A 24,660-nucleotide genomic window follows, 5' to 3' on the forward strand; every position below is an offset into this window, starting at 1 on the left:
TTGTGCTGGCGACAATAGCAAGAGTGAACCACCTGATCCCTTCCCGAACTCAGAAGTGAAACCTCTTTGCGCTGATGGTAGTGTGGGGTTACCCATGTGAGAGTAAGTCATCGCCAGCTCATTATTCCTAAACACCCCCTGTCATTTGATAGGGGGTGTTTTTTTATGTGCAAAAATTATAAATAAAACTTCAAAATTAACTCGTTTTCTAGCTTTTAAAATGTATCTATTTACCTTTCTCTGCTGAATTCACATTAGAAATTCTGTATCTTGATGTTAATTTGAACAATAAATCAGTATGGAGAAGAGGATGTTGTCGAAATTTAGAATAAAAATTTTACTCAGTTGTTGTGCTTTGGTATTTACTGCCTGTCATGCAGAGAATTCATCCTCTAGAAGTACTCAAGAGGCCTCTACATCAGCTGCCAAATCGGATGCAGTCTCTTCTAACTTGCAAAAATATAAAGCTGAACAGATCGCTCAATTTAATGAGCCGTGGGCGATTACTACTTTAAATGATGGCCGACTATTGATTACTGAGCGCAAAGGAAAATTGCAGCTCTTTGATCCAAAAACCAAGAAAAAAATTGAAGTTAAAGGCATACCTCAAGTTGCCTATGGTGGCCAAGGAGGCTTGGGTGAAGTCGCTTTACATCCGGATTTTGCAAACAATCAGTGGGTCTATCTCAGCTATGCTGAACAAGGTCAGGGTGGCTATGGCGCAGTGGTGATCCGTGGCAAACTGGATTTAAACCAGACTGCCCCTCAATTGACTCAAATTGAACGGATCTGGACTCAAGTCCCTAAATTTTCAGGGCAGGGACATTATGCACACCGGATTGTATTTGGACCGTATGGTAAGCTCTGGATCAGTTCAGGGGAACGGCAGCAATTTACTCCAGCACAGGATATGCAGTCCAATGCCGGTAAAATTATTCGTTTAAATGATGACGGTTCAATTCCTGCTGATAATCCTTTTATGAATCAGGGTAAAATTGCCCAGCAGATCTGGAGTCTTGGACACCGTAATCCTTTAGGCATGGCTTTTGATCCACAGGGGCAGTTCTGGGTGATTGAAATGGGTCCCAAAGGTGGGGATGAGCTGAATAAGATCATCAAAGCTAAAAATTATGGTTATCCAGTGGTGTCAAATGGTGATCATTATGATGGCAAGCCCATTCCCGACCATGCTACTCGCCCGGAATTTGAAGCGCCAGCACTGGATTGGACGCCGGTCATTTCTCCTTCAGATCTGTTGTTTTATACAGGAAATGTATTTCCACAATGGAAAAATAAAGCGATCACGACTGGTTTGTCTTCCAAGGCGCTTGTGATTGTGGATACGACACAGAATCCGGTCAAAGAAGTCCAGCGTGTGGATATGAAGGAGCGGATTCGTGGCGCGATTCAGGCCAGTGATGGTACGCTTTGGATAATTCAGGATGGCACGCAAGCCAAGTTATTAAAAATGACCGCACCTTAATCCTTTGTTTGAAAGGCTGCATTTGAACATGAAATATCGAGCGAGGCAGAATGCTCATGATCTGCTGACGATCTGAATAAATTTTTTTTAAAGATGATCCTGATATGAAAGAACAAGGCCTCGACATTCTGTGAAGGCCTTTTCATATTCTGGCAAAGGTATAATGTCTGTTACACCGATCAGCATCCTGCTTGGTGAATATTTTTATTTTTCTGATAAGACTGCCTGTCTTGGTATGACTCGAATATAGCCCGAAGTAGTGTAGCCCAATAGGGCATTTAACTGCATCGATTATAGGTCAAAGCTGACAGGTGAATTTCAAAAATAGCAGTGAAAGAATGATTATTATTTTTATTCAATGAATCATTGAATACAACCTGAATATTTCTCTTGATCAGGATAAATTTTTGACTAGCCAGATCCTGAATACTAAGCCTACTCTGTATCAGCAGATTATAAAAAGTCTAGGGGAAATAACTAACCTGAGTTCGATGAAATATTTTAGCTTTTTAGCAAGTTTTGGAAAGTTGGCTTATTTGGATTTAAGCAATAAGCCACTATAGCAGCCATAATATTCACCATAAAGTTATTCACCGAACGATGACGTGAATGGTCAATTTGATGTAAGTTTTTTAACTGATCATTCACTGTTTCGATCAATCCTCTTCTGCAAAGCAATTGTTTTTCTTCTTCAGTTTGGATGGGTTTATTTTTCATATTCTTGCGTGACGGGGTTAATAGTCTGAGCCCCCTTGCTGCTAAAGCTTCAGTTTTTGCTTTACTCAGATAGCCTTTATCGCCCAGTAAAATACCTTTTAACTCTTGGGTTAAAGATTCAAGTACAGCAACATCATGAACACTTCCCGATGTAATCTTGAGATTAATAATTTCACCCAAGTTGTTGATAACAATATGGACTTTAAATCCATAAAACCAACCTGTGCTACTTTTACCACGACCAGCTAAGCCTTTAAATACACGGTGTCTTTTAATTCTAAGATTATGGCAAACGACCAATTTAGTCGAATCAATAATACAAATTCCGGTATCTTCTCCTTTAACTTGATGGAAGAAACTACTCAAAGCTTGCAAACAACGCGGCATTATTTCAATGAAACGATTGTAGCTAAGAAGCTTGGGAAAAGCTGATTTCCAAAATGGAACGAGCATTTGGCAATAAAAATATTTGAAAAATCTAAATCCAGATTTATGAAATAAAATGACAATAGTCATAACTTCAGACAGGCTTAAAGCTGACTTTTTCATTGTTGTTTTTTGATCAGAAATTAGAGCTTTCTCTAAAGATTCATTAAACTTTTTGCAGAAATCATCCAAGATACAAAATAATTCGGTAATATAGTCCATGAAAAAGCCTTGCTCTGAAATGTTTTGTCTTCGTAACCAAGATATTACAGATGCTAAGGCTTTTTTTTATTTATTTTTTATGTCGAACTCAGGTTAACTATTCTTGCAAATCATATTTTGATGCATACAGATCACGATCTAAGCTTAAAAACAAAAAAGCCTCAACATCCTGTTGAGGCTTTTCTGGATTTGCTTCTCAGATCTGACTCCTGTCTAATCTGTCAACGTCCTGTTGATTTGCGCTTGTTATTGTTGTCGTATCGCTTTGCAGACGTCCTGTCTGTCTATGTAGTGACTATAGTCCTAACTAAGCGTAGTACATAGCCGCTATATGCAGCGGTCGCTGTAGGCGAAAACCTACGATGCTGTCGGCTAAAGTCTCAAGCACTGACATACTGAATTAATTTATCTACTACTACTTTTAGATTTTTAGTATCAAATTCATTGCCCTGGAACGAATAATCCTTATTTCTTGCGAAGATGTCACGGATTTCAATCACGGCATTGGTATCGATCAGTCCAAGTTGAGTCCCGACCTGACGAATCTGGTCTATTGAACGTGAACCGTTGGTGACACCATAACCAATATAGGCTGCCGGTTTGCCTTGCCATTCCTTGGCAAGGTAATCCAGCGCATTTTTTAGCGCAGGGCTGTAGCCATGATTATATTCAGGTGTGATAAAAATAAAGGCATCGCCGCGCGCAATTTTGTCTGCCCAGTCTTGCTGTTTGGGCTGATCATAGATCCCGGTCAGTGGCGGATGAGCACCGCTAAAGAGTGGAAGAGCCCATTCTTTTAAATCGACAATTTCAATTTCAAGCGTACTAAAACCATAGCTTTTAATTTCCTGTAGTACCCAGTGCGCCACTTTAAGCGCGGTACGCCCCTCACGTACACTGCCGACCACAATATAAATTTTCATACCTATTCCTTTCTGGGTTTCTTATCATCCAATTAAATTAATCAGATTTCAGAGAGGTGACTAGAGATGATTTGTATCCTGAGTATAAAAAAGCTCCCGAAGGAGCTTTTAAAAATCATGCGATTAGCAGATGTTTTACATCAACTTTAGGCCTTGCTGACCGGCAGGGGTTACTTTAAAGATTTCCACTTCAAAGGTGATGTTCTTGCCTGCCAGTGGATGGTTAAAGTCCACTTCGGTGATGTCATCATTGACTGAACGAACCACACCATACAAGGTTGCTTTGGCTTTATCTTCAAACTCGATCATGTGACCCTCGATCGGACGTTCTCCAAACTTCACCGTATCGAACTTCTGGATGTTTTCCGGATTCCACGGACCAAAAGCATCTTCCGGAGGCAGACTTACAGTACGACGGTCACCGGCACGTAAACCAAACAGTGCTTTTTCAAAGCCTGGCAATAAATTACCATCGCCAATCGTGAGGCTGACCGGGGCTTCACGGCTACGGGTATTGTCAATTTCTACGCCATTTTCGATCGCGACAGAAAAATGCAGCTCGACCTTAGAGCCGTCTGCAACCCGGGTTTCTTCATTAGGATGAATAAAATCAGTCATGTTGTGCTTGCGCCCGTTGAATTCGATGTTTTTCTAAGAAAAAGGTATCAATTAGCATCAGAATAGTGCCAAGCGTGATGGCACTGTCTGCGATATTGAAAGCAGGGAAGTGGCTGTTCTGGTAATACACATGAATAAAATCGACCACATAGCCGAGACTGACCCGGTCGATTAAATTACCGATTGCACCACCCAAAATCAGGGCAATTGCTAGCGGTAAAACCTTCATGTTTTTTGGCATACGCATCAGCCAAAAAACAAAGATCACAGACACAATCCCTGCCAGTGAAGTAAAGAAATAACGTTGCCAACCACCCGCATCGGACAGAAAACTAAAGGCAGCGCCATAGTTATGCAATAGTGTCCAATTTAAAAAGGGCAGCACAGGGATAGGATCTGCATAGTTCAGATTCGTCACTGCAATCCATTTGGTCCATTGATCCAGAATGATCGCCACAATGGCCAGCCCAATCCACCATAAATTATGTGGATAGAACTGGAATAAGCCCTTTTTAGTCTGGGTATTAGGCATATTTTCTCTCTTCGCCTTGGCCTGTAGGAAGGTTAATAATACAACGGCCACAGAGTCCTGGATGTGAGCTATGTGTATTTACATCCGGAAGCACATGCCAGCAGCGTACACATTTCTCGCCATCTGCCGCAGAGACTTTCACGTTAAGCCCTTCAAGATCTGAGGCTTCACCTTGTGTAGCCTCAAACTCGTTCACGATCACTTGCGAGGTAATCAGAACGAAGCGTAATTCATCATCGAGACGGTCAAGTACGGTTTTCAGTTCTGCTGTTGCCCACAGTTCAACTTTCGCCGACAGGTTCGAGCCGACTGTTTTGGCACCACGTGCAGTTTCAATAAACTTGTTCACGGCCGACTTCACCGCAATCAGGGTTTGCCATTCTGCTTCTGAAATCACGTTGGCTGTAGACGCGACCGGAATGTCATACCATTCAGTGGTGAATACATATTTCTCTGATTGCTCAGGAATCAGTGGCCATGCTTCTTGTGCAGTAAAGCTCAGGATCGGTGCCATCCAGCGCACAAAGGCCTGTACCAGATGATACAACGCAGTTTGTGCAGAATGACGCGCTTTTGAGTCCGCTTTGGTGGTGTATTGACGGTCTTTGATGATGTCGAGGTAGAAACCACCGAGGTCGTTGATACAGAAGTTAGTTAATGCGCTAGTCACGATATGGAAGTTCATATCTTCATAAGCTTGCTGAACGGTTTTCTGAACTTCCGCTGCACGTTGCAGGATGTATTGATCCAGTGCAATCAACTGATCGACTGGTAATGCATCTGTTGAAGGTTTGAAGCCATTCAAGTTCGCTAACAAGAAACGTAGCGTGTTACGGATACGACGATAACCATCGGATGCACGGCTGAAGATTTCTTTACCCGCGGTCATTTCATAACGGTAATCCGCAGAGGCGATCCAGAAACGCAAGCCGTCTGCCCCCATATCTTTAATGATGTCTTGCGGTGTGATTACATTACCGATTGATTTCGACATCTTGCGGCCTTTTTCATCGACCACGAAACCGTGAGTCAGCAAGCCTTTATACGGTGCGCGTTCATTGATGGCAATCGAGGTCAATAACGATGACTGGAACCAGCCACGGTGCTGGTCTGAACCTTCAAGATACAAATCAGCAGGATCAGTTAAGTCTTCACGTTCACGCAGTACCGCATAATGGGTGGTACCAGAGTCGAACCAAACGTCTAGCGTATCGCGTACAGCATTGTATTGCTCCGCGTCCGCACCGATGAATTCAGATGCATCACGGTTGTACCAACCATCAATGCCTTCTTGTTCAATCAGTTTTGCTACGATTTCGATTAATTCAGGTGTACGTGGGTGCAATTCATTGGTGTCTTTATGTACGAAGAACGGAATTGGCACGCCCCAAGTACGTTGACGTGAAATACACCAGTCCGGACGACCTTCGATCATGGCCTGAATTCGGTTTTTACCCCAATCTGGAACGAATTGGATGTCATTTTCAATCGCATTCAACGCGCCCTGACGCAGGCCTTTGGCATCCATGCTGATAAACCATTGTGGTGTGGCACGGAAGATAATCGGGGTTTTATGACGCCAGCAATGTGGGTAGCTATGCTTGATTGGCTTATGTGCCCACAGCTTATTGGCTTCACCCAGCGCCGCAATAATTTGTGGATTGGCTTTATAAATGTGCTCACCCGCAAACAGTGGCGAAGTCGGTAAATACACCCCATTTCCGCCGACTGGATTGTCAACTTTCAAGTTGTACAATAAGCCCACTTTATAGTCGTCCACACCATGACCCGGAGCCGTATGTACTGCACCAGTACCACTGGTGGCAATCACGTGCTCGCCCAAAATGACCGGTACCTGACGATCGCTAATTAAAGGATGTTGCAGAACAAGGTGTTCAAGTTTGCTACCGCTAAAGCCTGCAATTACTTCGAATGAAGTAAAACCATAACGCTCAGTTGCAGATTCCACCAGATCTTTGGCCAGGATAAAGTTTTGCACCGGCTTTTCTTCGCCACGCGCTTTAACCAGTTGATACTCAATTTCGGCATGTACAGCAACTGCCTGGTTGGCAGGTAGTGTCCAAGGCGTGGTGGTCCAGATGACAATGTCTGTTGAATCACTAACAGTTACACCCAAACGTGCAGATAAATCCGCTAAATCAACCACCGTAAAACCGACATCAATGGCATCTGATTTTTTATCTTCATATTCAACTTCAGCTTCAGCGAGCGACGAACCACAGTCCAGACACCAGTTCACCGGTTTCAGACCCGGCTCGATATGACCGGCTTTGGCAATCGCACCCAATGAACGTACGATGTCGGCTTCCTGTTTGAAGTTCATGGTCAGGTAAGGGTTGTCCCAATCACCGAATACACCCATACGCACGAAGTCTTTCTTTTGCAGTTCAACTTGGGTGTAGGCATATTCACGGCAGGCTTTACGGAAGGTAGAAGCATCTACCTTGACGCCGACTTTACCGACTTTTTCTTCAACTTTGAGTTCGATTGGCAGACCGTGACAGTCCCAGCCCGGTACATAGGGTGCATCAAAACCATCCATCACGCGGCTTTTGATGATGATGTCTTTTAATACTTTATTGACCGCATGACCCAAATGGATTTGACCATTTGCATAGGGAGGGCCGTCATGAAGTACATATTTTTTCTTGCCAATACGCGACGCACGAATCTGCTGATAAATGTTGTCGGCATACCACTCTTCTAACCATTTCGCTTCACGTACTGCCAAATTTGCTTTCATTGCAAATTCAGTACCTGGGAGGTTTAGCGTGGCTTTATAGTCCACTGCATTTTCAGGAGTTTGCTTATCGCTCATGCAAGTCGTCTTCCAATCTAATCAGTTATGTTACTGACACGTTTTACAATAAAAATATGGGATATTAAAAGGGAAATGTAGGATGATTTCGACGAAACTCCAGCAGTTTCTCGACATCATCATCAATTCCGGCTTTTAGCGCTTCAAGCGAAGGATAGTCCTTTTCGCCATGTAAATAGTTTAAGAACGTCACCCGCATTAACAGGCCATACAGATTAGCAGAAACATCTGGAAAATGTACTTCTAATCGCCATTCTGGATGGGCTTGTTTGATGGCTGGGCGTGTTCCCACATGACCCGCACCAAACAGGGCAGTGGGGTCATAACCCGCAATGCCTGTTTTAGTAGTATGATCATGTTTTACTTTATCCCTGAGGGATTCAGTTTCACAGATGACTTCAACCCCATAAATGCCATTCAGACAGGGCTTATGCCGGTTTAGTCGTACATTAATGGTTGGGAAATCAATGGTTCGGCCAATCTGGTCGCCGTATTGCACCCGTCCGGTAATACTATAGGGCCGGCCGAGTAATTTGGCAGCAAGGGCTAAATCGCCTGCTTGTAAAGTTTGACGAATCCGGGTTGAACTGACCCGTTCACCCTCTAAAGCAATGGTGCTTAAATTGGTGACTTGGAAACCATAATTGCGCAGGAATTCGCTATTGCCCTGACGGTTTTTACCGAAGTGAAAGTCATCACCTAAAACCAGATGCTGTGCATTGAGTTTTTCTTTTAAAATATCGGCAAAGGCTTCTGCAGTCAGGCTGCGAAAAGTATGATCGAATTTCGCCACCGCAATATAGTCCACACCGAGTTCAGTCAGGTATTCGACTTTTTCACGTAAGGAAGAAATCCGCGGTGGGGCTTCATAACCCTTAAAATATTCAAGCGGTTGCGGCTCAAAAATCATTACAACAGATTTTAAACCCTGTGCTTCAGCCACCTGTTGCAGCTGACGGATCATCGCCTGATGACCTAAATGCACGCCGTCAAAATTGCCGATCGTCAAGGCCGTTTTGGGTAGTTCAGAATGAGATGCTAAAGCATTTAGACGGAGCAGCTGCATGGGCAAATCAAGTGCTTTGAAATATCGAGAGGCTATATATTGCCATAATCTCGCCGTTTCGTCTTGTTGTTGTGTTTTTATGCAATATTTTTCTTGAAAATTCATTTTCCTGAATATCAAATCAGATTGTTTTTCGACGCTTTAAATGGATCCGATCAGCGCATTCCTGCTTTTCATTCAGCGAATTTTGCTTTCTAATGTCAGCGCTTTTCTTTGTATTTTTCTTTGTATCAGGTATTTCAAATGTCCAATCTGGCACTCATCATGGCGCTACCCAATGAATCAAAAGGCTTGTTTGAAGCTCAAGGCATAAATGTGCATTACAGCGGAATTGGTAAAGTGAACGCAGCCTTTAAAGCCTTCGAGGTGATTCAAAAAACGGGCTGCAAAACCTTGCTGAATTTGGGTACAGCCGGCAGCTCGCATTTTAATGCTCATGACCTGATTGAAGTCAGTCAGTTTGTACAGCGTGATATGGATGTTTCACCACTCGGTTTTGAAGTCGGCGTAACACCCATGGATCAGGATTATCCTGCCGCGATTGAACTGGAGGCTTTCTTTGAACATTTACCCAAAGGAATTTGCGGGACAGGCGACAGTTTTGAAACCGGTAGTGCGAAAGTGCCATGTCATCTGGTCGATATGGAAGGTTATGCCTTGGCAAAAGTGTGTAAGAAGCTCGGTGTTCGCCTGATTTCAGTCAAGTATATTACGGATGGGGCCAATGAGACTGCGCATCTGGACTGGGAAGAAAACCTGTTACTGGGTGCGAAAAAGTTATTAGATTTATATCGAATGGTAAAATAAGAGAGAAGGGTAAGTTTGCTCGGCGACCATAGCAGCTATGGTCGTATGCCAATCAGAAGCGCTTGCTTATTTATCCGTACGTGGAATCACGCCGTATAACATCATATTGACCGTATGCTGGATAATGCGTTGCTGCATACTGCGGTTACGCAAGGTTTTCCCTGTCACCATTTCCATCTGGGTCGAAAAGTCTGCATAGTTCTGGGTAAGGGCCCAAATATTCAGAATCAGCAATTCAGGATCGATATCTGCTGAAATCTTGCCCTGTTCCTGCCAGTTAGAAATGACTTTGGCTTTACGCTTCACCAGTTTCTTTAGTGGGCCTTTTAAAATTTCCAGTATATGCGGTGCGCCTTGGATCACCTCTAAAGCAAACAAACGAGATGCTTTAGGCTGGGTACGCGATACTTCAATTTTTTGCATTAAATAGTTGGTAATCGCTTCTTCAGGCTCAAGTTCGGCCTCAAGGGTTTGTAAAGGTGCCAGCCATTTTTGTAGAACGGTGGTCAATACCTCTACATAGAGGGCTTCTTTATTTTCATAATAATAGAAAATATTCGACTTATGCATTTCTGCAATCTGTGCAATTTCATCTAGACTCGCCCCATTAAAACCGTACAGGGAAAATACATCTAGTGCAGCATTCAGCAGCTGGTTGCGTTTTTGAGTACTCTTTTTTTGTTCCATTAGCAAATATAAAAAACAATGAAAAAATGGGAATCCTCAATTGTACGGCAAATCATCAGATTTGTGCACACAGTCCATGGCTAATTTTTTGAATAATGATGATTTATTCTCTAGATCAATATTTAAAATGGCTTAAATGCATCAAGCCAGAGCAAAAAATGCAAGTTTATGAAAATACTTAAATTATTGAAATATTTTTATTTTGAAATAGAGTCAGAAAATGAATGCTTTTATGATTAAGATTAGCCTGCAGTTTTAAATTCAGCTCAGGACTTGGCTTGAAGATGAAACCCAAAACTCGCCTATTCTGGGCTTCATCGGATATTTAGGTGGCCAAAACTGCCTGTAAGACTTGCTGTTCCAGTTCTGCAAATTTCAGACTTTTTTGCCGTGGACGTGGCAAGCCAACCCGAAACTCTTTGGCAATATGACCCTTATCCAGCAGGATAATCCGGTCTGCCAGTTGCACTGCCTCACTGACATCATGAGTCACCAGAATCGCGGTAAAGCCTTGCTCGGTCCATAAGCGTTCGATCAGGTTTTGCATCTCCAGACGTGTCAGGGCATCCAGGGCGCCGAGTGGTTCATCCAGCAGCAGAATACGGGGCTGATGCGATAATGCACGTGCTAGGGCAGTCCGTTGACGTTGACCGCCAGACAACTGTGATGGCCACAGCCCGGCTTTTTCTTTTAAGCCCACTTTTTCCAGCATGTGTGAAGCTTTGGCATGTTGCTCTTTGCCGAGGCCTAATTGTACATTCTGTTCGATGCTACGCCATGGCAGCAGGCGCGGGTCTTGAAACATCACCCGAATATCATCTGCAGTAATTCCTTCACGGATATGCCGTGCGGATTTAAACTTGATTTCGCCATAACTCTGTTTTTCCAGATCAGCAATCAGGCGCAAAAGGGTACTTTTACCACAACCACTACGACCGACAATCGCTAGAAATTCGCCCGGTTGAATATGCAGATCCAGATCTTCCAGAACTTTGACTGAACCATAAAATTTGTGCAATTGTTCAATAATGATTTCGGCACCAAGGGCTGCATTCGGATTGATATCTTTCGCAGGTTGCTCGGGTGGTGCAATCGGGTCATTGACATGACGCCCTAAACTCAGATCAGTCATTACATGCTCCTCATTTCAATTTATTTTTGATAGCCGGCATGCCAACGCAGCAGGAATCGTTCTAAGGCGACTGCCAGCACGTCGGCCAGTTTACCGAGCAGGGCATAGAGTAAAATACCGACCAGGACGATATCCGTTTGCAGGAATTCGCGTGCATTCATGGTCATATAGCCAATACCGGACTGGGCAGAAATCGTTTCAGCAACAATCAAAAGCACCCAGACCAGCCCTAGAGAAAAACGTAGTCCCACTAAAATGGAAGGCATTGCTCCCGGGAGAATAATCTCTTTATACAGCTGCCAACGCGTGAGGCCATAGCTTTTACCCATCTCGATCAATTGTGGATCGACTGAGCGAATTCCGTGATAGGTATTGATATAAATCGGGAAAAATACCCCGATCGCGACTAAAAACAGTTTGGCGGATTCATCAATCCCGAACCAGAGAATCACCAATGGAATCAGCGCAAGCGCCGGAATGTTGCGGATCATCTGCAAGGTGGTGTCGAGCAGGGTAGAAGCAATTTTGGATGAACCATTTAACAGACCCAATAACAGGCCCAAACCACCACCGACCAATAAGCCGCTGATGGCACGTCCTGCGCTGACTTGTACATGGGTCTGGAGCTCGCCGCTGAGCAATAAATTCCAGAAGGCCAAAATCACTGCACTGGGTGCAGGCAAAATCCGGCTTTCCAGTAGACCTGTGCTGGAAGCAATTTGCCAAATGGCAATCAATACAACTGGAACCAGCCAGGGCAGCAAATGCCGCCCCAGAATTGTTCCACGTGAAACCTGCTTTTCTAAGAGGGTTTCAACGGAAACGACTTTCGACATTAAGCAGACTCCTGAATTTTCTCAGCCTGCTTGTTCTCATCCGGTGTGTAGTTATTCGCTACGATTTCACCGAATGGACCCGTCAAGTTTGGTTGAGCCAATTTTTTCTGGGTTTCCAGTGGAAGGAATGGGAACACCAGTTCGGCAAAACGGATGGATTCTTCCAGATGCGGGTAACCAGAAAAAATGAAAGTATCAATTCCTAAGTCCGCATATTCCTGAATACGTGCTGCGACAGTTTCCGGGTCACCGACCAATGCAGTCCCTGCGCCACCACGCACCAGTCCTACACCGGCCCAGAGGTTTGGCGATACTTCCAGCTTGCTACGGTCGCCGTTGTGCAATTCAGCCATACGACGCTGACCGACCGAATCCATAGATTTGAACTTGGCTTGGGCCGCAGCGATGGTGGCATCATCGACATATTGAATCAGTTCTTCCGCTGCCGCCCAAGCCTGTTCATTGGTTTCACGCACAATCACGTGCAGACGGATACCGTAGCTCAGTTCACGACCCTTAGCGGCTGCCTTGGCACGGACATTTTCAATTTTTTCTTTGACTGCTGCTGGTGGTTCACCCCAGGTCAGGTAAGTGTCCACCTGATCGGTGGCCAGTTCAATCGCATCATCTGATGAACCGCCGAACCACAGTGGAGGATGTGGTTCCTGTACCGGTGGATACAGCAATTTTGCATCATCAACACTTAGGCGTTCGCCATGGAAAGTGAAGCTTTCACCGGTATGAGAGCGTTTCAGGATTTCACGCCAGATGGTGGTGTATTCGGTGGCAGTCTTGTAGCGAGTGGCATGATCTTCATAGACACCGTCGCCTTTCAGTTCCTGTTCATCACCACCGGTGACCAGATTCAGCAAGACACGGCCACCTGATAAACGGTCAAAGGTTGCTGCCATACGTGCAGCCAGTGCCGGCGTGGTTACCCCCGGACGTAGCGCAACGAGGAATTTTAATTTTTTAGTGGCATCAATCAGGCTGGCTGCAGTTAACCAAGGATCTTCACATGAACGACCTGTTGGAATCAGCACCCCTTCATAGCCCAGGTTATCGACTGCTACAGCAATCTGCTTCATGTAGGCATGATCAACCTGACGGGCACCTTTGCTGGTACCTAGGTAGCGGCTGTCGCCATGAGTCGGGATAAACCAGAAAATTTTCATGTCTTGTGTCCTTAATTTAAAAAAGATTGAGCTCGGTCATCAATGTGAAGTTGCTGTCCATACCACGGGTTGGACATTAATTTTGTTTGGAATCAATCCCAGTTGATGGAACTGATCTGCAATCGTTTGTTGCGACTGGATCGTTTCTGCGGTCAGAGGCTGCACAGGAGATGGCTTGATGCGGCGATCAAACGCATTTTGTGCAACCTCTACTGGCAGGCCGGTATTCTTTTGATAAATCTGCAACGCCTGAGTCTGATTTTTGACAATCCATTGATCTGCCTGATTCAACGCCTTGAGTACACCTTCGGTGGCTTGAGGATAGGTATTTACAAATTTTGGATTGGCCACATAGTAGGTATAGGTTTTATCGAAATCACCGGTTCTGGTGATGCTACGTGCCTGGCCTTGTAATTCAGCAGCCGACAAGAAGGGATCCCAGATCGCCCAGGCATCGATAGATTGCTTGTCAAATGCAGCACGGGCATCCGCAGGGGGTAACCAGATGGGTTGAATATCCGTCCAGCTCAGACCGGCTTTTAGCAGAATCTTGGACAGGAATTCATGTGCACTAGAACCTTTTTGCAGGGCAACACGTTTGCCTTTCAGATCGGTAATGTTCTGAATTTTACTGTGCTGAGGTACCACGAGGGCTAAAGAGTGATCTGAATAAACTTCATAGCCGACATAATTCAGGTCTTTACCTGCTGACTGGGCAAAGATGGGTGGGGTATTGCCGACATAACCATAATCGACCGCACCCACTGCTAGAGCTTCCAGCATTTGCGGACCGGCAGGAAATTCCTTCCATTCAATTTTGGTATTTGGAAACTGCTGTTCCATCAGTTTTTCATCACGCGCAACCAGCAGATTTAAAGCCGATTTTTGAAAACCAATGGCAATAGTTTGAACCTGTGGTGGTACTGCAGTTTCTGCAGCAGTGTTTTGCTGTGGCTCCTGTTTTTGGCAACCGATCAAAGCAAAGCCCAATAACGCTAAACTGATAGAGGAAACCGTTTTTAAATTACTCATCTTTATTCTCGAATTATTCTGGCGTTATTTAATAATCGCTGCATCAATATTCAGCTTCTGTGGAATCAGTTGCTGACCATAAAAAGCATCTGCCACCTGTTGTTGTTTTTGGATGACATCGTTAGATAAAGGTTTGACTCCAAAGCCCATACGGGAAATCGAAGTTTTCAGGACATCAAAAGCCAGACCTGTCGGTTTTTCCAGAAGTTTGGCTGCTTCATCCTGATTTTGTGCTACCCACTCTGTGGTCAAGTTAAGTTCATTCACCACCGCTTCCACGACCTGAGGATGGCTTTCTGCAAACTTGCGATCTGCCAGATAGAACTGGTGATTGCTGACGATGTTCTCACCTGTGGCAATCACACGCGCGCCAATTTGGTGTTCAGCAGCAGCAAAGAACGGATCCCAGATCACCCAGGCATCGACTGCACCGCGTTCAAAGGCAGCACGTGCATCAGAGGGTGGCAGGTAAATCACTTCAATATCGCTGAGTTTCAGATTGTTGGCTTCAAGAACTTTCAACAGTAAATAATGCACGTTGGAACCTTTGTTCAAGACCACACGTTTGCCTTTCAGATCCTGAATCGATTGAATCGGGGAGTCTTTCGGTACAATTAGGGCTTCGGCTTTAGGCGCTGGTGGCTGGTTTGCGACATAGACCAGATTTGAGTTCGCTGCCTGGGCAAAAATGGGGGGTGCTTCACCTGCTTCACCAAAAGACACGCTGCCGACATTCAGGCCTTCAAGTAACTGTGGGCCAGCCGGAAACTCCACCCATTTCACATTTACGCCTTGTTTTTTTAATGAGGCTTCTAGCGTGCCGCGTTCTTTTAAAATTGGCAGTACGCCGTATTTTTGGAAACCAATGTTTAGGGTGGTGGTATCTTCCTGTTTTGAACAGCCAGAAAGCATCATGACGCCAGCCATTGCAGTACCGAGTACTGCAGTTTTTGCTAAAAACTGAACATTAGATTGGCGCATGAAGCAAAACTCCCGAAAGTGAAAACTAGCGAATAAAACCTAGACACACGCTAATCGTTTTTGTTTTTCTAAAAAAATAACTATTCAGGAATTTCTAATGAAGAAAAAAGATAAATAAAAAAACGCAAAACTTATGCGAAAAAGTGATTTATATGACAATGAAGATCTGCCAATAAAATTAATCAAGCTTATGAAATATATATTTATTTTTATAAATTCAATCTGCTGATATATTTAGCTAAAAAGCAGCAATGGCATTTTAAAATTTAAATTGGAATTGTCAGATATCTTTATCTGAAATTAAGCTAAGGCACTCAAAGAAAAAGTCACCTTAAAGTGACTTTTTACAAACGATTGAATTGCGTTGATAATTATAAAATGCCTGACGCGCATCCGGCAGGTCATCGACTGAAGTTGGTTCAAAGCCCTGTTCCAGAAACCAGTGCGCGGTACGCGTGGTTAAAATAAACAGCTGCTGAATCTGCATGCTTTTGGCTTTTTCTTCAAGATAATGCAAGATCTGGCTACCGCGATTGGACTGGCGATAACTTGGATGCACTGCGACACAGGCAATTTCTGCAGAACGTAATTCATCGCCCGTGGTCGGAATCGGGTAAAGGGCTGCACAGGCCAGAATCATGCCATCCCGTTCAATCACGGCAAACTGGTTAATTTCATTTTCCAGACGTTCACGGGAACGATAGACCAGAATCCCTTCTTCTTCTAATGGACGCAGCAAGCCGATCAGGCCACCGACATCCTGAATATCTGCCATTCGCACTTCTTCATAATGCGCGTCAGTGACCAAGGTGCCGGAACCATCTCGGGTAAACAGTTCTTCCAGCAGGGCACCATCATAGGTATAAGAAATCAGATGCACCCGATGTACGCCGTTCATGGAGGCTTCCTGTGCGGCTTTTAACTGTAGTCCTCTTTCCAGTGCATCTTGCTCGACCGGAATAAAATTATCCAGTTGTTGCGGTGTCACTTCACGTTTGAGCTGACCGTTACTGTCCATCAGACCATGCTGCTTGCCCAGGAAAATCAGTTTATCTGCCTTGAGGCGAATCGCAGTTTTGGTCGCGACTTCTTCAGCCAGCAGATTAAAGACTTCTCCGGTAGTGGAATAACCGGTCGGACCAAGCACCACAATATTATGACTGTCCAGATGGCGCTGAATGGCGTCAGTATCGACCGCACGGACTTCGCCGGTGAGCTGAAAATCAACCCCATCACGAATGCCATAAGGTTTTGCAGTGATAAAATTCCCTGAAACGGTATCAATCCTGGCACCATACATCGGCGAGTTGGCCAGTCCCATAGACAGCAGTGCTTCAATTTGCAGGCGGATTGAGCCGACGGCATTCATCACACAGCTTAAAGATTCACGTGTGGTCACCCGGCGCTGCTGGTAAAAAGGCGTCGTAATCTGGCTTTGAGCCAGATTCTGGTTAATTTGCGGACGTGCACCATGTACCAGAATCAGCCGAATGCCCAAAGAATGCAATAAGGCGATATCGTGAATAATATGCTGAAAGTTGTCATTTAATACGGCTTCACCATCAAACATGATGACAAAGGTTTTGTTGCGGTGCGCATTGATATAAGGCGCAGAATGGCGAAACCAGTGCACATATTGCAAGGTTGTGCTTTGTGACGTTTCTGCTGAAGTCATGCTGTGCCTATTTCAATGATTGGAGATCCAGCTTTGATTCTAATGAAAAAAAACGCAAGTGGAAGTGCAGATATAAAAAAACACCTGAAGGGGACTTCAGGTGTCTGCAAGACGAGCAGTAATGGAGAAAGCTTAGTTCATGATGCGTACAATTTTATTGGTACGATCATTGACCAGAACGTAGTCATTGTTGACTTTGTACCATTGCTGGAAACGGCCGGTATTTGGTAAACGGCGTGCTTCGCGATCACTCACTTTAAAACGTTTGTTATCGTATTGACCCGGCAGAACTTGTCCTGAGCGCCAGTCACGGCTTGGATTGACCTCACGGTTGTTATGACGACGGTCATCATTCCATTTTTTACTATCTTTGGCATTCCAGTGCGGTGCCGGTTTATGCGGATTATGGTTATAGCGTGGATCATGCTGTGGCGCTGCCATGGCAGAAGTAGCCAACAAAGCACTTAGGGATAACGCAATTGTAGTTAGGACTTTTTTCATGGCTCTCACCTAAAATGTAGATCTGTATTTGATGAGACTAAATTAGCCAATAAGTAGATAGAAAGCGTGGGGGCTATTTAGTTAAATTGTTAAATTTATGAAGAAATTTAGAAGATGCATCACTTCAATTAAAAACTGGAATAGCAGCCAGCGCTGCACTTGGCGAATTTTTGATGATTTAAATAAAAAAGACTCAACCAGGGTTGAGTCTATCAGGGCTTCAGGTCGGTAAAGAGGCGGACAAATTAATCGCCGACAATGCGGATAATACTATTGGTTTCAGAATTAACCAGAATATAGTCATTATTGACTTTATACCATTGCTGTTTGCGGTCAGGTCGAGGCAGGCTATGTTCTTTGTATTCGACTTTATAGCCATTACCCCGATAATGCTGCGGCATCACATAGCCCGGCTGCCATCTGAGCTGTTGCAGGCGCTTCACTCCACGTTCCTCACGCATACGGCGATTATCGTGTTGGTCCTGATCCTTTTCGCGGAACTCACGGCCTTTCTTGCCATGTCCCTGACGGCTATCCATTTGTGATTCATCATGGAAATAAGGGGCCGCGATTGCAACCTGACTCAGCATGAATGTACTGCAGGAGATCGCCAATGCCACCAAAACCTTTTTCATGTTGAACCCTCATTAAATTGTTCAATTTCTACTGTATCCAATATACGGAAAGATTACAGAGAAACTGTGAAGAACAGGCACAATTTTTATAACAAATGCAGAGATATTATGATTATGTCATGATTTTACATGACCTTAGACTATGCATGTACCTTATGGCCCGGCATGCCGAGCTTGGTTCTTATCTCATCAAAGTGAGGCTCAACATGCAAGCTAAAATCGATGATATCGCTCAAAAAAGCAGCATTGAGACCGCCAGCAAAATATGGATGCCCCGCTTAAAGCGCAGACCATGTTAAAGAGCTTTTAAGCTTAATTCCATTGTTCGGTCAAACCTTGCAAGGACTGGATTGCTGCCGCCACAGATTCGGCTTGAACTGCATCATCTAGCGCCACAATCAAGGCTTCGGACAATTGCAAATGCTCAATCCGGCGAATGGTGTCAATTTTACGTTTATGGTCAGCCATGCTGTGCTCCTGATCTTGGTGTATGGGAATCAGCACAGCATAGTGCAAAACAAGTTATTTAAAAAACCGAATAATTTTATAATTTTGATAAGTAAATCCGATTTGAGATTCTGTCAAGAGCACACGGCTCAAAAGGGCACCTGTTAACATGTGCCCTAAAGATCTCCATAGCCCGGCTATTAATAAGCGTAATTCAGATCGGTATAATCATTCAGGGCTTTCTGTACATGTGCCTGGATAAAGTTACGCACGTCTTCGGTAGTCATGGCTTTGCCCTGATTACTGATGATATGTTCGATTTCCGGTTGTCCTTCGATTTTAATGCGATAAACAAAATGCTTGGCCAGGCGGTAGCTATCGTCCAGTTTTTCAATGCCGGTCACATAATAATAGGCATGTTCAAAATTCAGATCCGTATGTGAAAAAACGAACTGCTCGAATAATTTGAGTTTATGACCATTTTCGAGTGCCTTGAGGTCTTCCACAATGCTGGCTTCAAACTTGGTACCGTATTTTTCTGAAATCGGCTGCTGATCGATCAGCAGTGACACCATGCCATCGTCTAAGTTGGTCACCGTAATATTGTTTAATTCAGTCATGATGCACTCGAGTGAAATTTGTTGGGGCTTAGTATGCGGTAATTTGGGTGAAATTCAATGTGATCTGGCCAGCATTACTCCAGATTGAGGCGCTGTTTAAGACGTACATGCATAGAAAAAGGGAGCTATCGCTCCCTTAGTTCAACCTGAATAAGCTTAATCCTGGGCATCGATACTCTGACCATTCATATGCAGGCTGTCATCGCCCATCAGATACAGATAGGCCGGCATAATCGAATCTGGTGTTGGCAGGGTCTTGGGATCTTCATTGGGATAGGCCCTGGCACGCATGGCAGTCCGTGTTGCCCCGGGATTGATGCAGTTATAGCGGATATTCGGATGTACCTGTTCCTTGGCAAATAACTGGTTTACGGCTTCAATCGCGATTTTAGATACCGAATATGCACCCCAGCGTTCCCGGGCTTCGCGGCCTACACCCGAGCTGGCAAATACCACCGAAGCATGTTCAGATTTGGATAAGAGCGGTAATAGCGCCTGGGTCATGACAAAAGGCGCCCGCAGATTGACTGCCATGACATCATCCCAGACCTCAGGCGAATAATGCGCCAGTTCTGTACGCTCACCAAGGATGCCGGCATTGTGCAAGATCCCATCCAGACGGCCAAACTGACGGTCCAGGGTGTCGAGCAGAAGCTCATAATCCTGTTCCGAAGCACTGGAGAGCTGTAGCGGCAAGATGGCAGGTTGCGGTGCACCTAAACTTTCAATTTCATCATAGATGACTTCCAGTTTATTCAGGGTACGTCCATGCAGCACCACGGTTGCACCATGCAAGGCATAACTGATTGCTGCCGCACGTCCAATGCCATCGCCCGCACCTGTGATCAGGATAATACGATCCTTGAGCAGATCGGGGCGAGGTTGATAGGCTGAATATTTCATTATCTACCTCCTTATTTGTTATTGTTCAGTTTTAAGCGTTCAAGATACTGCAGTCTGCTGTTTGCGTAGTAAGGTCTGAATCAGCTGTTGTAATTCTGCCACCGTGTTCACTATATAGTCGGCTTGCCAGGCTGTTAAGTCATCTTTGTATTGCAGTGGTAAATAACCGTAAGCTGCCAGAATGGTAGGCATTTTGGCATGGCGCCCCGCATCAATATCGCGCGGATGATCGCCGATATAAATACAGTCTTCAGCCGCAAGATTCAGTTGCTTGGCAGCCAGATACATCGGTTCAGGATCAGGCTTGGTTCGGGTGACATCTTCCGGACAGACCAGCACGGCACAGCGTTCACTTAAATTCAGTGCTTTCAGTAAAGCCTCACTGAGCCAGCGTGGTTTATTGGTGACGATACCCCAGGGAATATCCTGTGCTTCCAGTTGTTCCAGTAAAGGATACATGCCGTCAAACAGATCGGTATCGACTGCAATATCTGCGCCGTACCTGTCCAGAAAGCGCTGACGATGTTGCAGAAATACCGGATCTTCCAGTTCCAGTTCCGGATAGACCAGTTTCACCATGGCGCGCGCGCCTTCGGAGACCTGCGTCCGGATCAGCTCGGGTTCGACCGGCATCCGGCCTTCTTCACGGCACATCTGCTGGATAATCCGGATAAAATCGGCTGCGGTATCAATCAGGGTACCATCGAGGTCAAACAGAACGGCCTTCATGCTGTGGTCTCTGCTGCGCTATCTTTCACGGTATAGACCATATAGTTGACATCGACATTCGGTGCCAGCCAGTAGCGTTTGGTCAGCGGATTGTAGTGCAGACCGGTCATGTCTTTGAGTTTCAAGCCGGCATTGCGAATATCGTGCGCCAGCTCGGAGGGCTTGATAAATTTGCTGTAATCATGGGTGCCTTTGGCCAGCATCCGCAGCACATATTCTGCACCAATAATGGCAAATAAATACGATTTTGGATTGCGGTTAATGGTCGAGAAGAACACATGGCCGCCTGGCTTGACCAGCTTGTGACAGGCCTGAATGATCGAGGCCGGATCGGGTACGTGCTCCAGCATTTCCATACAGGTCACGATGTCGTATTGGCCAGCCTGTTCATCGGCCAGTTGTTCAACCGGGATCTGACGATATTCGATATTGGTCACGCCTTCCTGTTCGGCATGAATCCGCGCCACATTCAGCGGCGCAGCACCCATATCAATCCCCAGTACATCGGCACCGCGACGCGCCATGCTTTCGGCCAGAATGCCACCGCCACAACCAACATCGAGGATTTTCTTGCCGCTCAGGCCACCCGCATGTTCATCAATCCAGTTTAAACGTAGTGGATTAATCATGTGCAAGGGGCGGAACTCGGAATGCTGATCCCACCATATAGCTGCAAATGCTTCAAACTTGGCAATTTCTTGTGGATCAACATTCAATTGCGACATCGTGGTCACCTCAATCAGTTGTGATTAGCTAAAAATATAGAGGCCAAATGGCCAGAGAAACTGATTTAACCTTGAAAATCAGTCCGATGCTTTAGTGTAGCGTTTCTGGCAGAAAAAGCGATAAAAGCAGCAAAAAAGTTCACAGAATGAAAACGAAATCGGCATAATTGATTTATAGTGAACCCATACACTAAACATAATGATTTAGAGGACGATAATCCCAATGAAAAAATTCCTTTTAGGCGCTGTTGCCGCATCTGTTTTGGCCTTTTCTGGCAGTGCGATGGCCAATTTTGTGGCAGGTCAGGACTATCAGGTGGTCGCAAAACCAGTCAAAGTCGAAAAACCGGGCAAAATTGAAGTACGTGAATTCTTCTGGTATGGCTGTGGCCACTGTTTCACGCTTGAGCCACATATGCAAAGCTGGTTGAAAAAATTACCAAAAGATGTGCGTTTTGTGCGTACGCCTGCTGCAATGAATCCACTCTGGGAACAGGCAGCGCGTGCTTATTATGTGTCTGAAGCCTTGGGTGTGCGTCAAAAAGCCCATTTGCAGTTATTCCATGATATTCATGACAAGCAGCGTCCAATTTTAGAACAGGCACAACTGGCCAAGTTCTATACCCGTTATGGTATTTCTGAAGCAAAATTTAACACGACTTATAAATCATTCCCGATTTCGTCAAAAATTGCGCAGGCCAAAAATCTGGCTGCTCAATATCAGTTAAGCGGCGTACCGGCGGTGACTGTCAATGGTAAATATATTGTGCAGGGCAATGATGCCAAAGTAATTCAGGTGGTGAATTACCTGATTGAAAAAGAGCGTAAAGCCAAATAAGAAATAACCGAGTATCCGTAAAAAACCTGCATCAATAATGCAGGTTTTTTTATTCAGATGGGGGGAGTACTTGTTTCTGTATTGATTGACGGATCTGCTGTTTTTGTCGGAATTCGATGCCAGTGCAAAATCCCTCGCAATAAAAGCTGCATCTGTAGCACGCTTTGGGTTTTAAAGACATTGGATTGGGTGCGGCGTAGCTCTGGATCAGCCTGATGTTGCAGATGAATCCAGCCCATGGCCCAGTTCAGCGACAGATCAATCAGCATCTGTGCCAGTGCCTGCAAATCTTGTGAGGACTGGATATGCTGGGCGGCTTGCATTTTTTCCAGTTCATGCATGACATCTTCAGTCAAAAAACGAATTTCCCGTTCTATTCCGGCACGTAACACTGCCGAGCCCCCCCAGCGTTCTGCAACAAAAAAAATCCAGGGTTCAGGATGGTATTCGACTGCCTGAAAAAATAGCTCAATTCCGGTTTTAGTCCGGGTGTTGGGCTGATACAGATAGGCCTGTCCCAGTTGATTCAGCACTCCCTTGAGATGAATCGCGACCTGATCCAGCAGCTCTAGTCCCAACTGCTCCATATCCTGAAAATGCCGATAAAATGCCGTGGGCACCAGTCCAACGGCATGCGCGACTTCACGCAGACTGATGGTGCTAAAAGCGCGACCCTGACTGCTCAAGGCCAGTGTGGCATCCAGTAGCGCCTGATGGCTTTGTTGCTTGCGATCTTCACGTAAGGACATAAACGGGTTTCCTCAAGGGGAGATTTAGTCTAGCAAAAATTAAGGCAAATCGTAGCGCCACAGGTCGGCAGAATTTCGACATTTAACCGCACTCTGATGCATCGATTTTGTAAATCAATCATCCGGCTGACCAATCTTGGCAAAGGCTTCTGTTATACTGAGCCGCAATTATTTTTAGCCTATACAGGACTTATCATGCGTATCGACCAACGAGCATTAGATCAATTACGTGAAGTGAAAATTACCCGTAACTATACACGTTATGCGGAAGGCTCGGTATTGGTTGAGTTTGGTCATACCAAAGTACTGTGCACTGCCAGTGTAGAGAGTTCTGTTCCACGTTTCCTGAAAGGTCAGGGCCAGGGCTGGGTGACGGCTGAATATGGCATGTTGCCACGTTCAACCCATACCCGTAGCGACCGCGAAGCGGCACGTGGCAAACAGAGTGGCCGTACCCAGGAAATCCAGCGTCTGATCGGTCGTAGCTTGCGCTCAATGGTTGACCTGAAAAAGCTGGGTGAAAATACCATTACCATTGACTGTGATGTGATTCAGGCTGATGGCGGTACCCGTACTGCAGCGATTACCGGTGCTGCGGTGGCGCTGGTTGATGCCATGAATGTTTTGCTGGAAAGAAAGAAAATCAAACATGACCCATTAAAAGGTTTGGTGGCTGCGGTTTCTGTTGGTATTTTCAAAGATGAAGTATTACTGGATCTTTGCTATGAAGAAGATTCGAACTGTCAAACCGATTTGAACGTGGTGATGACACAGGCCGGTGAATTTATTGAAATTCAGGGCACTGCGGAAGACAAGCCATTTACCCGTGCCCAATCGGATGCCATGCTGGAAATGGCCGAGAAAGGCATTCAGGAGCTGGTAAAAAAACAGCAACAAGCTTTGGGCTGGTAATTCATTCCTGCCAAATATAAAACGCATCTCAGGATGCGTTTTTTTATGCCGGAAATTTCAGAATACAGCTCCATTGAAAATGCAGCACAAAACTTCCTGACAAAATTCCGACATGAATCGGCTAGATCCAGAGCTATTTTACCCCGATATTCAAACGATATCACCATGAGGAATGCGAGATGAAACAGTGGATTTGTGCAATGTCTTTGCTGGGAATGTTTGGACTAAGCGCCTGTGACTGGGGCAATAATCGTGAAGATGACGAGCGTTCAGTGTTAAATCGGGATCGTGATGAGGATAATGGGAGATATAACGACCGTGATGGTGACGATGATGACCGCGATCGTCGAGGTAATCGGGACGACGATGATGATTAAGGTCTAAAATAGAAAATTGAGCAAAATATATGCAAAAAAAATTTCTAAAAATCAGAAAAGGGTGCTTCGCACC

Annotated in this window: 26 protein-coding genes and 1 rRNA gene; 6 read left to right on the forward strand and 21 right to left on the reverse strand. The window is 45.0% G+C overall.

Annotation, left to right across the window (positions count from 1 at the left end):
- The first annotated feature begins 4 nt into the window (after nucleotides 1–4).
- Nucleotides 5–119, forward strand: a 5S ribosomal RNA gene (gene rrf / locus FTT75_RS09660).
- 191 nt (nucleotides 120–310) lie between these two features.
- On the forward strand, nucleotides 311–1,483 hold the full coding sequence (locus FTT75_RS09665; protein WP_180186329.1) for a PQQ-dependent sugar dehydrogenase: 1,173 nt from the start codon (nucleotides 311–313) through the stop codon (nucleotides 1,481–1,483).
- Between the two features lie 501 nt (nucleotides 1,484–1,984).
- Here FTT75_RS09665 and FTT75_RS09670 read toward each other — a convergent pair.
- The 6 genes from FTT75_RS09670 to ribF form a co-directional block, all read right to left on the reverse strand.
- Entirely contained in the window at nucleotides 1,985–2,848 is an 864-nt protein-coding gene (locus FTT75_RS09670) for an IS982 family transposase (RefSeq protein ID WP_180186330.1), read from the reverse strand.
- A gap of 380 nt (nucleotides 2,849–3,228) precedes the next feature.
- A complete protein-coding gene (locus FTT75_RS09675) occupies nucleotides 3,229–3,771 on the reverse strand; it encodes an NADPH-dependent FMN reductase (protein ID WP_100354971.1) in 543 nt (180 codons plus the stop codon).
- A gap of 135 nt (nucleotides 3,772–3,906) precedes the next feature.
- Nucleotides 3,907–4,389 (reverse strand): peptidylprolyl isomerase, encoded by a 483-nt coding sequence (locus FTT75_RS09680; protein ID WP_100354970.1) that lies wholly within the window; start codon nucleotides 4,387–4,389, stop codon nucleotides 3,907–3,909.
- A complete protein-coding gene (lspA, locus tag FTT75_RS09685; RefSeq protein ID WP_074383807.1) occupies nucleotides 4,382–4,921 on the reverse strand; it encodes a signal peptidase II in 540 nt (179 codons plus the stop codon). Before lspA ends, FTT75_RS09680 begins: the two co-directional genes overlap by 8 nt.
- Nucleotides 4,914–7,760: an isoleucine--tRNA ligase gene (gene ileS / locus FTT75_RS09690; RefSeq protein WP_180186331.1), complete on the reverse strand. Its 2,847-nt coding sequence runs from the start codon at nucleotides 7,758–7,760 to the stop codon at nucleotides 4,914–4,916. The genes lspA and ileS overlap by 8 nt, the downstream gene beginning before the upstream one ends.
- 64 nt (nucleotides 7,761–7,824) lie before the next feature.
- Nucleotides 7,825–8,826, reverse strand: coding sequence for a bifunctional riboflavin kinase/FAD synthetase (gene ribF / locus FTT75_RS09695; protein WP_180186332.1), 1,002 nt, complete (start codon nucleotides 8,824–8,826; stop codon nucleotides 7,825–7,827).
- 243 nt (nucleotides 8,827–9,069) lie between these two features.
- Here ribF and FTT75_RS09700 point away from each other — a divergent pair, with 243 nt between their 5' ends.
- Nucleotides 9,070–9,633 carry a 5'-methylthioadenosine/S-adenosylhomocysteine nucleosidase gene (locus tag FTT75_RS09700; RefSeq protein WP_005173404.1) on the forward strand — a complete coding sequence of 188 codons (564 nt, stop codon included), beginning with the start codon at nucleotides 9,070–9,072 and terminating at the stop codon, nucleotides 9,631–9,633.
- A 66-nt stretch (nucleotides 9,634–9,699) separates the two neighbouring features.
- Here the strand turns inward: FTT75_RS09700 and FTT75_RS09705 are convergent, their stop codons facing one another.
- The 14 genes from FTT75_RS09705 to ubiG all read right to left on the reverse strand — a co-directional run bounded on the left by FTT75_RS09705 (nucleotide 9,700) and on the right by ubiG (nucleotide 21,711).
- Nucleotides 9,700–10,320 (reverse strand): TetR family transcriptional regulator C-terminal domain-containing protein, encoded by a 621-nt coding sequence (locus FTT75_RS09705; RefSeq protein WP_005173402.1) that lies wholly within the window; start codon nucleotides 10,318–10,320, stop codon nucleotides 9,700–9,702.
- A 325-nt stretch (nucleotides 10,321–10,645) separates the two neighbouring features.
- On the reverse strand, nucleotides 10,646–11,452 hold the full coding sequence (locus tag FTT75_RS09710) for an ABC transporter ATP-binding protein (RefSeq protein WP_100329557.1): 807 nt from the start codon (nucleotides 11,450–11,452) through the stop codon (nucleotides 10,646–10,648).
- 20 nt (nucleotides 11,453–11,472) lie between these two features.
- Nucleotides 11,473–12,288: an aliphatic sulfonate ABC transporter permease SsuC gene (gene ssuC / locus FTT75_RS09715; RefSeq protein WP_159138953.1), complete on the reverse strand. Its 816-nt coding sequence runs from the start codon at nucleotides 12,286–12,288 to the stop codon at nucleotides 11,473–11,475.
- Nucleotides 12,288–13,463 carry an FMNH2-dependent alkanesulfonate monooxygenase gene (gene ssuD, locus FTT75_RS09720; protein WP_180186333.1) on the reverse strand — a complete coding sequence of 392 codons (1,176 nt, stop codon included), beginning with the start codon at nucleotides 13,461–13,463 and terminating at the stop codon, nucleotides 12,288–12,290. The genes ssuC and ssuD overlap by 1 nt, the downstream gene beginning before the upstream one ends.
- 39 nt (nucleotides 13,464–13,502) lie before the next feature.
- The gene (locus FTT75_RS09725; RefSeq protein ID WP_180186334.1) at nucleotides 13,503–14,495 is read right to left on the reverse strand and encodes an aliphatic sulfonate ABC transporter substrate-binding protein; all 993 of its coding nucleotides are present in this window, start codon (nucleotides 14,493–14,495) and stop codon (nucleotides 13,503–13,505) included.
- 24 nt (nucleotides 14,496–14,519) lie between these two features.
- Nucleotides 14,520–15,476 (reverse strand): sulfonate ABC transporter substrate-binding protein, encoded by a 957-nt coding sequence (locus tag FTT75_RS09730; RefSeq protein WP_180186335.1) that lies wholly within the window; start codon nucleotides 15,474–15,476, stop codon nucleotides 14,520–14,522.
- Between the two features lie 331 nt (nucleotides 15,477–15,807).
- On the reverse strand, nucleotides 15,808–17,151 hold the full coding sequence (gene argA, locus FTT75_RS09735; RefSeq protein ID WP_180186336.1) for an amino-acid N-acetyltransferase: 1,344 nt from the start codon (nucleotides 17,149–17,151) through the stop codon (nucleotides 15,808–15,810).
- A 132-nt stretch (nucleotides 17,152–17,283) separates the two neighbouring features.
- Nucleotides 17,284–17,652 carry an RcnB family protein gene (locus FTT75_RS09740; protein WP_074383815.1) on the reverse strand — a complete coding sequence of 123 codons (369 nt, stop codon included), beginning with the start codon at nucleotides 17,650–17,652 and terminating at the stop codon, nucleotides 17,284–17,286.
- Between the two features lie 245 nt (nucleotides 17,653–17,897).
- Nucleotides 17,898–18,287, reverse strand: coding sequence for an RcnB family protein (locus tag FTT75_RS09745; protein WP_074383816.1), 390 nt, complete (start codon nucleotides 18,285–18,287; stop codon nucleotides 17,898–17,900).
- Nucleotides 18,288–18,599: 312 nt separating this feature from the next.
- A complete protein-coding gene (locus FTT75_RS09750; protein ID WP_179999540.1) occupies nucleotides 18,600–18,755 on the reverse strand; it encodes a hypothetical protein in 156 nt (51 codons plus the stop codon).
- Between the two features lie 179 nt (nucleotides 18,756–18,934).
- Nucleotides 18,935–19,354, reverse strand: coding sequence for a hypothetical protein (locus tag FTT75_RS09755; RefSeq protein WP_100329550.1), 420 nt, complete (start codon nucleotides 19,352–19,354; stop codon nucleotides 18,935–18,937).
- A 156-nt stretch (nucleotides 19,355–19,510) separates the two neighbouring features.
- Nucleotides 19,511–20,257: a YciK family oxidoreductase gene (locus tag FTT75_RS09760; protein ID WP_005173370.1), complete on the reverse strand. Its 747-nt coding sequence runs from the start codon at nucleotides 20,255–20,257 to the stop codon at nucleotides 19,511–19,513.
- Between the two features lie 39 nt (nucleotides 20,258–20,296).
- Nucleotides 20,297–20,986: an HAD family hydrolase gene (locus tag FTT75_RS09765; protein ID WP_180186337.1), complete on the reverse strand. Its 690-nt coding sequence runs from the start codon at nucleotides 20,984–20,986 to the stop codon at nucleotides 20,297–20,299.
- Nucleotides 20,983–21,711 (reverse strand): bifunctional 2-polyprenyl-6-hydroxyphenol methylase/3-demethylubiquinol 3-O-methyltransferase UbiG, encoded by a 729-nt coding sequence (ubiG, locus tag FTT75_RS09770; RefSeq protein ID WP_180040721.1) that lies wholly within the window; start codon nucleotides 21,709–21,711, stop codon nucleotides 20,983–20,985. The genes FTT75_RS09765 and ubiG overlap by 4 nt, the downstream gene beginning before the upstream one ends.
- A 223-nt stretch (nucleotides 21,712–21,934) precedes the next feature.
- On the opposite strand from ubiG, the gene FTT75_RS09775 reads away from it, so the two are divergent.
- Nucleotides 21,935–22,549 (forward strand): thiol:disulfide interchange protein DsbA/DsbL, encoded by a 615-nt coding sequence (locus tag FTT75_RS09775; protein ID WP_180040723.1) that lies wholly within the window; start codon nucleotides 21,935–21,937, stop codon nucleotides 22,547–22,549.
- A 53-nt stretch (nucleotides 22,550–22,602) separates the two neighbouring features.
- Here FTT75_RS09775 and FTT75_RS09780 read toward each other — a convergent pair whose 3' ends face one another.
- On the reverse strand, nucleotides 22,603–23,298 hold the full coding sequence (locus FTT75_RS09780; RefSeq protein WP_100357012.1) for a TetR family transcriptional regulator: 696 nt from the start codon (nucleotides 23,296–23,298) through the stop codon (nucleotides 22,603–22,605).
- 195 nt (nucleotides 23,299–23,493) lie between these two features.
- On the opposite strand from FTT75_RS09780, the gene rph reads away from it, so the two are divergent.
- Both rph and FTT75_RS09790 read left to right on the forward strand, forming a co-directional pair.
- On the forward strand, nucleotides 23,494–24,210 hold the full coding sequence (gene rph, locus FTT75_RS09785; protein WP_005173362.1) for a ribonuclease PH: 717 nt from the start codon (nucleotides 23,494–23,496) through the stop codon (nucleotides 24,208–24,210).
- A 215-nt stretch (nucleotides 24,211–24,425) separates the two neighbouring features.
- Complete coding sequence (locus FTT75_RS09790) at nucleotides 24,426–24,587, forward strand: hypothetical protein (protein ID WP_180186338.1); 162 nt, start codon at nucleotides 24,426–24,428, stop codon at nucleotides 24,585–24,587.
- Nucleotides 24,588–24,660 lie beyond the last annotated feature (73 nt).

The sequence above is a fragment of the Acinetobacter sp. YH01008 genome (assembly GCF_013420435.1).
GTDB classification, from domain to species: Bacteria; Pseudomonadota; Gammaproteobacteria; order Pseudomonadales; family Moraxellaceae; genus Acinetobacter; species Acinetobacter pseudolwoffii.

Coding starts and splice junctions, on each gene's coding strand:
- FTT75_RS09725 (WP_180186334.1), bottom strand. CDS start 14,495: ATGAGTAATTTAAAAACGGTTTCCTCTATCAGTTTAGCGTTATTGGGC.
- FTT75_RS09780 (WP_100357012.1), bottom strand. CDS start 23,298: ATGTCCTTACGTGAAGATCGCAAGCAACAAAGCCATCAGGCGCTACTG.
- ubiG (WP_180040721.1), bottom strand. CDS start 21,711: ATGTCGCAATTGAATGTTGATCCACAAGAAATTGCCAAGTTTGAAGCA.
- lspA (WP_074383807.1), bottom strand. CDS start 4,921: ATGCCTAATACCCAGACTAAAAAGGGCTTATTCCAGTTCTATCCACAT.
- FTT75_RS09765 (WP_180186337.1), bottom strand. CDS start 20,986: ATGAAGGCCGTTCTGTTTGACCTCGATGGTACCCTGATTGATACCGCA.
- FTT75_RS09665 (WP_180186329.1), top strand. CDS start 311: ATGTTGTCGAAATTTAGAATAAAAATTTTACTCAGTTGTTGTGCTTTG.
- ribF (WP_180186332.1), bottom strand. CDS start 8,826: ATGCAGCTGCTCCGTCTAAATGCTTTAGCATCTCATTCTGAACTACCC.
- FTT75_RS09740 (WP_074383815.1), bottom strand. CDS start 17,652: ATGAAAAAAGTCCTAACTACAATTGCGTTATCCCTAAGTGCTTTGTTG.
- FTT75_RS09705 (WP_005173402.1), bottom strand. CDS start 10,320: ATGGAACAAAAAAAGAGTACTCAAAAACGCAACCAGCTGCTGAATGCT.
- FTT75_RS09745 (WP_074383816.1), bottom strand. CDS start 18,287: ATGAAAAAGGTTTTGGTGGCATTGGCGATCTCCTGCAGTACATTCATG.
- FTT75_RS09775 (WP_180040723.1), top strand. CDS start 21,935: ATGAAAAAATTCCTTTTAGGCGCTGTTGCCGCATCTGTTTTGGCCTTT.
- FTT75_RS09710 (WP_100329557.1), bottom strand. CDS start 11,452: ATGACTGATCTGAGTTTAGGGCGTCATGTCAATGACCCGATTGCACCA.
- argA (WP_180186336.1), bottom strand. CDS start 17,151: ATGACTTCAGCAGAAACGTCACAAAGCACAACCTTGCAATATGTGCAC.
- FTT75_RS09680 (WP_100354970.1), bottom strand. CDS start 4,389: ATGACTGATTTTATTCATCCTAATGAAGAAACCCGGGTTGCAGACGGC.
- FTT75_RS09750 (WP_179999540.1), bottom strand. CDS start 18,755: ATGGCTGACCATAAACGTAAAATTGACACCATTCGCCGGATTGAGCAT.
- FTT75_RS09760 (WP_005173370.1), bottom strand. CDS start 20,257: ATGAAATATTCAGCCTATCAACCTCGCCCCGATCTGCTCAAGGATCGT.
- rph (WP_005173362.1), top strand. CDS start 23,494: ATGCGTATCGACCAACGAGCATTAGATCAATTACGTGAAGTGAAAATT.
- FTT75_RS09790 (WP_180186338.1), top strand. CDS start 24,426: ATGTTTGGACTAAGCGCCTGTGACTGGGGCAATAATCGTGAAGATGAC.
- ileS (WP_180186331.1), bottom strand. CDS start 7,760: ATGAGCGATAAGCAAACTCCTGAAAATGCAGTGGACTATAAAGCCACG.
- ssuC (WP_159138953.1), bottom strand. CDS start 12,288: ATGTCGAAAGTCGTTTCCGTTGAAACCCTCTTAGAAAAGCAGGTTTCA.
- FTT75_RS09755 (WP_100329550.1), bottom strand. CDS start 19,354: ATGACTGAATTAAACAATATTACGGTGACCAACTTAGACGATGGCATG.
- FTT75_RS09700 (WP_005173404.1), top strand. CDS start 9,070: ATGTCCAATCTGGCACTCATCATGGCGCTACCCAATGAATCAAAAGGC.
- FTT75_RS09675 (WP_100354971.1), bottom strand. CDS start 3,771: ATGAAAATTTATATTGTGGTCGGCAGTGTACGTGAGGGGCGTACCGCG.
- FTT75_RS09670 (WP_180186330.1), bottom strand. CDS start 2,848: ATGGACTATATTACCGAATTATTTTGTATCTTGGATGATTTCTGCAAA.
- FTT75_RS09730 (WP_180186335.1), bottom strand. CDS start 15,476: ATGCGCCAATCTAATGTTCAGTTTTTAGCAAAAACTGCAGTACTCGGT.
- ssuD (WP_180186333.1), bottom strand. CDS start 13,463: ATGAAAATTTTCTGGTTTATCCCGACTCATGGCGACAGCCGCTACCTA.